The organism is Gilliamella sp. GillExp13 (genome assembly GCF_001690815.1).
In the GTDB taxonomy this organism is placed as follows: Bacteria; Pseudomonadota; Gammaproteobacteria; order Enterobacterales; family Orbaceae; genus Gilliamella; species Gilliamella bombi.
In genome coordinates this window covers 1-7,544 of record NZ_LZHJ01000018.1, presented here as the reverse complement: position 1 = coordinate 7,544, position 7,544 = coordinate 1, and the positions used below count along the sequence as shown (strand labels likewise).

Below are 7,544 nucleotides of genomic sequence, written 5' to 3'. Positions count from 1 at the left end.
ACCACCGTGTACTTTGCGGAGCCTTATAAAAGCTGGCAAAGAGGCACAAATGAAAACACCAATGGCTTAATACGTCAGTTTATACCTAAGTCAGCGGCCATTTCATTAGTTGACGACAAACAGATAAAGAAAATACAATATCTATTGAACACACGCCCAAGAAAACGGCATAAGTTTAAAAGCCCTGCCGATTTTTATTCTAAGGAGCTAAGAAGAATTGCACTTCATGGTGTAATCTAGGTATTTACATTATCGATAAACCTATTGATTTCAGGTTTTCATAAAGTGATAACTATGTTAGAATTACCGCTCAGTGGTTATTTATACCGACTAATAGATTATTGAAAATAACACTGAGGCCCTCCATGAAAATAGTTGAAGTAAAACACCCTCTTGTACGCCATAAAATTGGATTAATGCGTGAGCACGATATTAGCACCAAAGACTTTCGTGATCTTGCCAGTGAAGTTGGCAGTTTATTAACCTATGAAGCAACGGCTGATCTTCCTACCGAAAAAGTCACCATAAATGGTTGGTGTGGACCGGTTGAAGTTGAGCAAATTAAAGGTAAAAAAATTACTGTTGTGCCTATTTTGCGTGCAGGCTTAGGTATGATGGATGGTGTGCTTGAGCATGTACCAAGTGCCCGTATTAGTGTTGTCGGTTTTTACCGTAACGAAGAAACGTTAGAACCTGTTCCTTATTTCCAAAAACTAACCTCGGATATTGAAGATCGAATGGCTTTAGTTGTCGATCCAATGTTAGCCACAGGCGGGTCAATGGTGGCGACAATCGATTTGCTTAAAAAAGCAGGTTGTAAAAATATTAAAGTATTAGTTTTAGTTGCTGCACCAGAAGGTATTAAAGTACTTGAACAAGCTCACCCTGATGTTGAGCTTTATACTGCATCGATTGATGAGAGGTTGAACGAAAAAGGCTACATATTACCAGGACTGGGGGATGCTGGAGACAAAATCTTCGGCACAAAATAAAATCTCAAAATTTAGACCGGTTGATCCGGTTTTTTTATGCCTGTTAATCAGGCAAGTTATACAATACACTTCGTTAAGTAAGAGAGGCGAGATGTGAGCAATATCACAACCGATAAAACAAAAAATATAACATCACTGCATAAGCATTCTTGGCAAGATATTTTTACTGGAGCGCAAATGTTATTTGTCGCATTTGGTGCATTGGTGTTAGTTCCACTGTTAACAGGGTTAAACCCGAATGTAGCGCTTTTTACTGCTGGAGTAGGTACGTTGTTATTTCAACTGACAACTAAAGGTAAAGTTCCTGTATTTTTAGCGTCATCATTTGCTTTTATTGCCCCTATTTCATTTGGTGTTGCTCAATGGGGCATTCCTGCCACTTTAGGCGGTTTAGTGGCTGCGGGTTTTGTTTTTATGTTTTTTGCTTTTTTAGTAAAAATCAATGGTAGCCATGTTATTGACCGTATATTACCACCAGTTGTAACTGGACCAATTATTATGGTTATTGGTTTATCATTGGCACCTGTTACTATAGGTATGGCAATGGGTAAAGATAGTGGACTGCAAGCCGAAAATTATCAATTGATTATTATTTCAATGGCATCATTATTAACAACTTTAGTGGTTGCTATTTGGGCAAAAGGTTTTTTAAAATTATTACCTATTATTTCAGGTATTGTAGTTGGTTATACGCTCTCTTGCATGTTTGGTATTGTCAATTTCCAGCCTATTATTGACGCACCATGGTTTAAAGTTCCCGATTTCACTTTTCCTGAATTTCACTGGCAAGCCATTTTGTATATGATCCCAATTGTCATTGCGCCAACCATTGAACATGTTGGTGATATTATGGCGATTGGTTCGGTAACAGGTAAAGACTATACACGCGATCCCGGTTTACAGCGTACATTACTCGGTGATGGGCTAGCAACTTCGATGGCAGGATTTTTTGGTGGACCACCATGTATTACTTATGCAGAAGTAATTGGTGCAGTAACGTTAACTCGCAATTTTAAAACTCGAGTAATGACATGGGCAGCTGTTTGGGCAATTTTAATGTCTTTTATCGGAAAAATTGGTGCATTTTTAAGTTCAATTCCAACTGTAGTAATGGGTGGGATTATGGTGTTACTGTTTGGTTCTATTGCATCAGTGGGCATTAATATCTTAGTGAAACATAAAGTCGATCTATCTGTACCGCGCAATATGTGTATTGTTTCATTAGTTTTAGTCTTTGGTATTGGAGGGATGATCTTTGATTTTGGCTCTTATACACTGCAAGGTATTAGTTTGTGTGGTATTTTAGCTATTGTGTTAAATCTTATCTTGCCACATCAAGTCAAATCGATTGATAGCCACTAAATTAACTGTTATATCGTTGGTTACTTTTATAACCAACGATATTCATAATATAACTGTATTAACCTATCACTCTTTTTAGCCTTTCTATTTTTTTGTGGCAAACCTATTTTTGCATTTTTAATCAATATGGTGGTTATCACACTTCATAGCAAGCACAAAATCTATGTATAGAATTATGCAGTTTTATAATCAATGAATGGATTGTTTCTTTTTATATGCTTATCGCTGTTTTTTGTCAAAAAGTTTCAGGTAAGTATGTGTTTCAGTATAAAAACACACTTATCAAAAAATAAGTGTGTTTTTAATGATAAACCGTTTTATTTGATTGGACGCATGGTTGGGAATAAAATTACGTCACGAATTGTATGGCTGTTGGTAAATAGCATCACGGTACGGTCAATACCGATCCCAAGTCCTGCTGTTGGCGGTAAGCCGTGCTCCAGCGCTGTAATATAATCTTCATCATAGAACATTGCTTCATCATCACCTGCATCTTTTTGTGATACTTGATCAGCAAAGCGTTGAGCTTGATCTTCAGCATCGTTAAGTTCTGAGAATCCATTGCCAATTTCACGACCACCAATAAAAAACTCGAATCGGTCTGTTACAAATGGGTTTTCGTCGTTACGGCGAGCAAGCGGTGATACTTCTGCTGGGTATTCGGTAATAAAAGTTGGTTGAATTAAGTTCGATTCAGCCACTTCTTCAAAAATTTCAGTCACAACACGACCAAGTCCCCAACCTTTTTCAATTTTAATGCCAATTGACTGTGCAATAGCACAAGCTTTATCAAAATCATCTAAGTCTGCATTATTGGTTTCAGGGCGGTAATGGCAAATGGCTTCACGCATGGTCATTTTGATAAATGGTTTACCAAAATCAAACGTATGTTCACCATATTGCACAACAGCATCACCTGTTACCGCAATAGCTAAACGACGGAATAATGTTTCTGTTAATACGATCAGATCTTTGTAATCAGCATAAGCCATGTACATTTCCATCATGGTAAATTCTGGATTATGTCTTGGTGATACGCCTTCATTTCGGAAGTTGCGATTAATTTCAAATACCCGCTCAAAGCCGCCTACAACTAATCGTTTTAGATAAAGTTCTGGCGCAATACGCATATACATATCTAAATCAAGCGCATTGTGATGCGTAATAAATGGTTTAGCTGATGCACCACCCGGAATTACCTGCATCATTGGCGTTTCGACTTCCATAAAGTGGTTTTCAATCATAAAGTTGCGGATTTCACTGACAACTTTGGAACGCGCTTTAAAAGTCTCTCTTGATTCTTGATTTGTGATAAGATCCAAGTAACGTTGACGGTAACGCATTTCTTGATCTGAAAGTCCATGAAACTTATCAGGTAATGGGCGAAGAGCTTTAGTTAATAAACGAATTTCTTCACAGTGGATAGAAAGCTCACCAGTTTTAGTCTTAAATAGGTAACCTTTAGCGCCGACAATATCTCCCAAATCCCATTTTTTAAATTGCTCGTTATAAAAACCTTCAGGGAGATCATCACGAGTAACATAAAGTTGGATTTGTCCAGCAACATCTTGTAGAGAAACAAACGAGGCTTTACCCATTATACGACGCATCATCATACGGCCAGCCACAGTTACAATAATTTTCTTTTCAATCAGTTCTTCGTTAGTTTTATCGCCATATTGTTTATGGAGATCACTAGAAATCGCATCACGGCGAAAATCATTAGGGAAAGCAATACCTTGTTCGCGAAGATGAGCGAGCTTTTCGCGACGTACTTTTAGTTCATTATTTAACTCTTCAATTTGGTTTTGTTGATCTTGCTGCTCTGTTGACATAGTTTTACCTTTTATTTATAACCAAGCGGTTTATAAACCTGCTTTTAAGCTTTCTTCAATAAATTGATCTAAATCGCCATCTAATACGGCCTGTGTATTACGAGTTTCAACGCCAGTACGCAAATCCTTGATACGCGAATCATCAAGTACGTAAGAGCGAATTTGGCTTCCCCAACCAATGTCAGATTTAGTCTCTTCCATTTGTTGTTTTTCAGCATTCTTTTTTTGCATCTCAAGCTCATACAGTTTTGCTTTTAACTGTTTCATTGCTTGATCTTTATTGCTGTGTTGTGAACGGTTATTTTGACATTGAGTAACAATACCCGTAGGAATATGAGTAATTCGTACAGCAGACTCAGTTTTATTTACATGTTGACCACCAGCACCTGACGCACGGTATACATCGATACGGAGATCGGCAGGGTTAATGTCGATATCAATATCATCATCAATTTCAGGATAAACAAATACAGAAGCAAACGAGGTATGGCGTCGATTGCCTGAGTCAAATGGACTTTTGCGAACTAGGCGGTGTACTCCAGTTTCTGTGCGTAACCAACCGTAAGCATAATCACCCAATACTTTAATCGTTGCCGATTTGATACCAGCAACATCACCATCCGATACTTCCATCACTTCAGTTGCAAAACCTTTTGATTCAGCCCAGCGTAAATACATCCTAAGTAACATTTCTGCCCAATCTTGTGCTTCAGTTCCCCCTGAGCCTGATTGGATATCTAAATAACAATCTGCACTATCATATTTACCAGAAAACATTCGTCGGAATTCAAGTCCAGCCAGTTTTTTCTCTAATTGTTCAAGTTCAAAATTAGCTTCATCGAAAGTATCTTGATCTTCAGCTTCAATAGCAAGTTCAAGCAAGCCTTCAACATCGTCAAGACCTTGAGTTAATGAATGAATAGTATTGATTATTTCATCAAGTGCAACGCGTTCTTTACCTAACGCTTGTGCTTTTTCTGGATCGGCCCATACTTCGGATTGCTCTAGCTCGGCATTGACTTCTTCGAGCCGTTCTTTTTTTAGATCATAGTCAAAGATACCCCCGAATCACGGCTGTGCGTTCGGTAAGTTCTGCTATCTTTGATTTAACTGGATTAATTTCAAACATGATTTAAATGGAGTTGCTCTGTTTTATGATTTATTAAACAAGCGTCCATTGTAGCGGATTTGGGCATAATTTAGCAATTGCCAATTACTATTTTTGACTTTGACTCAGTAAATAAAGCATTGCTCGAAAAGAAAAGATGGCGCACTAGGCGCCACTTTTTAAGGTGAAAAGAATATGAGTACAATCAAGTTATTTTTTTGCTTCAGCGTATAGCTCAGCAACTTTATCCCAGTTAACTACATTCCAAAATGCACCAATGTAATCAACACGGCGATTTTGATATTTCAAATAATAAGCATGTTCCCAAACATCTAGTGTTAAAATCGGCGTACCAGAAACACCAGCAAATTTTTCGCCCATTATCGGTGAATCTTGATTGGCTGTAGAAACAACTTCAAGTTTACCATTTTGTAATACTAACCAAGCCCAACCTGAACCAAATCGAGTTGCTGCCGCTGCTGCAAATTTTTCTTTAAATGCATCAACTGAACCAAAATCTTTTTCGATGGCCGCTTTTAGGTCGCCTTTTAGTTCAGTACCAACTTTTAATAGTTCCCAGAAAAGAGTGTGATTAACATGACCACCTACGTTATTTTTAATACCCGTAATTTTGTCAGCAGGTACTTTATCTAAATTTTTTAACAAAGTGTTAGGGCAAAGTTCTTTTAATTCAGCTGGCAAAGTTTCAAGAATGGCATTTGCATTGTTCACATAGGTTTGATGATGTTTATCGTGATGCAGATGCATAGTTTCAGAATCAATATAAGGTTCTAATGCATCATAAGCATAAGGTAATGGAGGTAAAGTATAAGCCATGAAATTTGCTCCTTTCATATATTAGGTATTATTAACTACTTTATTTCATGAGTATACGGGCTATTAGTATAGCTCTCAAACTATCACTTAGATAGTTAGTGACTATCTGTTATCAGAATGACTATTGCTTTTTCAATTCGTCTTCATTATTTGCTATAAATGGGGTATACATCATAATTGCGTGGTTTTCGCTGATGAGCTTTTCTTCAACATGGTTATCAATTAAATGTGTTTTACGTTGCCATATTTTATTATGTCTGGTATAACCTCCCCACCATTGTTGTTCAATACGATGATCGGTTTCTAGGATTTCATAATGATTACTTAAGGGGGTATCAGCAAGTAATTCGCCATGTAAATATTGATCATCAAGCCAAAGATTAAGCCGGTAAGTGCTATTGGTTTTATTGATTAACTGTAAATCTACATAGTTATAAGATAAGGTGGCGCCACAAGCAAAAGGAATCGTTCGATTAATATCGGGAAAAACATCAAAACTATGACGCCAACGTTCTATGATTGTAAGATCGGAGTGTAATACAATCCAATAAATCAAATTACCTAATTGACATAATCCTCCACCAATATCTTTGCCTATCTGTCCATTATGTAATGATAGCCCTTCTAAAAATCCCCGTTTTTGGGATGGGCGTCCTACTTTTTGCCAGATCGAAAAACGTTGATTAGGCTTAATGATTGAACCATTAAGTTTTTCAATTGCTAATCTAAGATTAGTGATTTTGTTATATTGTAAATACATATCAACATCTTTTAGTTGTCTTAATAAAACAGACTGATGTTTTTTGTGTGAATAACAACATGTATTATTATTTATGTCGACAGTGCAATATGCGTTACGATGTCGCCACCAATCAAATTTTCGTTTTAAGATAAAATATTCTTTGCCTAATTTTAGCCTTAATTTACTGCGTTTTATCGGTTTATCGATAATAATATCCTGAATATTTTCCATTCCCTTATCGACAAGATATAATCAGTTTGTAACTCTCCCCTAAAATAGTACAGCAAAAAAGTAGAAAATTCTCTATGATAAAAGTAAAAGGGGATTTAATGATGAAAAAAATGACTGAACATCAAATCGTCGCTATTTTAAAAGAAGCTGAAGCAGGTATTCCTGTCAAGGAACTCTGCCGTAAATATGGCATGGGTAATTCAACTTTTTATAAATGGCGGGAAAAATACGGCGGAATGGAAACTTCGGATATCAAACGCTTAAAAGAGCTGGAGGCTGAAAACCGCAAACTTAAGCAGATGTTTGCCGAACTGAGCTTAAAATCACAGCTTCAGGAAGAAATCATAAAAAAGCTTTAGTGCCCACAAAGGCCCGTAAAACGTGGGCACAGCAACTACAACAAAATCATTCTGTTACTATAGCTATGAGCTGCGCTA

7 protein-coding genes and 1 pseudogene are annotated in these 7,544 nt (G+C 37.0%); 4 read left to right on the top strand and 4 right to left on the bottom strand.

The genetic code is table 11. From position 1 onward, the window contains the following. From A9G37_RS01120 to A9G37_RS01110, 3 genes are all read left to right on the top strand, one after another. A partial coding sequence (locus tag A9G37_RS01120; RefSeq protein WP_141670993.1) for an IS30 family transposase occupies nucleotides 1–240 on the top strand: 240 nt, incomplete at its 5' end. Nucleotides 241–365: 125 nt separating this feature from the next. Then, nucleotides 366–992, top strand: coding sequence for a uracil phosphoribosyltransferase (gene upp / locus A9G37_RS01115; RefSeq protein WP_065574369.1), 627 nt, complete (start codon nucleotides 366–368; stop codon nucleotides 990–992). 102 nt (nucleotides 993–1,094) lie between these two features. Beyond that, nucleotides 1,095–2,354 carry a uracil-xanthine permease family protein gene (locus tag A9G37_RS01110; protein ID WP_442903131.1) on the top strand — a complete coding sequence of 420 codons (1,260 nt, stop codon included), beginning with the start codon at nucleotides 1,095–1,097 and terminating at the stop codon, nucleotides 2,352–2,354. Nucleotides 2,355–2,671: 317 nt separating this feature from the next. On the opposite strand, the gene lysS is transcribed toward A9G37_RS01110, so the two are convergent. The 4 genes from lysS to A9G37_RS01090 all read right to left on the bottom strand — a co-directional run bounded on the left by lysS (nucleotide 2,672) and on the right by A9G37_RS01090 (nucleotide 7,107). Beyond that, nucleotides 2,672–4,189 carry a lysine--tRNA ligase gene (gene lysS / locus A9G37_RS01105; RefSeq protein ID WP_065574367.1) on the bottom strand — a complete coding sequence of 506 codons (1,518 nt, stop codon included), beginning with the start codon at nucleotides 4,187–4,189 and terminating at the stop codon, nucleotides 2,672–2,674. A gap of 30 nt (nucleotides 4,190–4,219) precedes the next feature. Next, a protein-coding gene (prfB, locus tag A9G37_RS01100) for a peptide chain release factor 2 (protein ID WP_141670992.1) occupies nucleotides 4,220–5,318 on the bottom strand; the annotation gives its coding sequence in 2 pieces (ribosomal slippage) (nucleotides 4,220–5,242 and nucleotides 5,244–5,318; 1,098 coding nt in all). 189 nt (nucleotides 5,319–5,507) lie between these two features. After that, the gene (locus A9G37_RS01095; RefSeq protein ID WP_065574365.1) at nucleotides 5,508–6,134 is read right to left on the bottom strand and encodes a Fe-Mn family superoxide dismutase; all 627 of its coding nucleotides are present in this window, start codon (nucleotides 6,132–6,134) and stop codon (nucleotides 5,508–5,510) included. Nucleotides 6,135–6,255: 121 nt separating this feature from the next. Continuing rightward, complete coding sequence (locus A9G37_RS01090; protein WP_065574364.1) at nucleotides 6,256–7,107, bottom strand: VanW family protein; 852 nt, start codon at nucleotides 7,105–7,107, stop codon at nucleotides 6,256–6,258. Between the two features lie 98 nt (nucleotides 7,108–7,205). Between A9G37_RS01090 and A9G37_RS01085 the strand changes: the two are divergent. Further along, nucleotides 7,206–7,460 (top strand): annotated as a pseudogene (locus tag A9G37_RS01085) (transposase); the annotation flags it as partial. Between the last annotated feature and the right edge of the window lie 84 nt (nucleotides 7,461–7,544).

What these genes read in the sequence shown, in the direction of transcription:
- lysS (WP_065574367.1), bottom strand. Translation starts at nt 4,189, where the DNA reads ATGTCAACAGAGCAGCAAGATCAACAAAACCAAATTGAAGAGTTAAAT.
- A9G37_RS01090 (WP_065574364.1), bottom strand. Translation starts at nt 7,107, where the DNA reads ATGGAAAATATTCAGGATATTATTATCGATAAACCGATAAAACGCAGT.
- A9G37_RS01095 (WP_065574365.1), bottom strand. Translation starts at nt 6,134, where the DNA reads ATGGCTTATACTTTACCTCCATTACCTTATGCTTATGATGCATTAGAA.
- upp (WP_065574369.1), top strand. Translation starts at nt 366, where the DNA reads ATGAAAATAGTTGAAGTAAAACACCCTCTTGTACGCCATAAAATTGGA.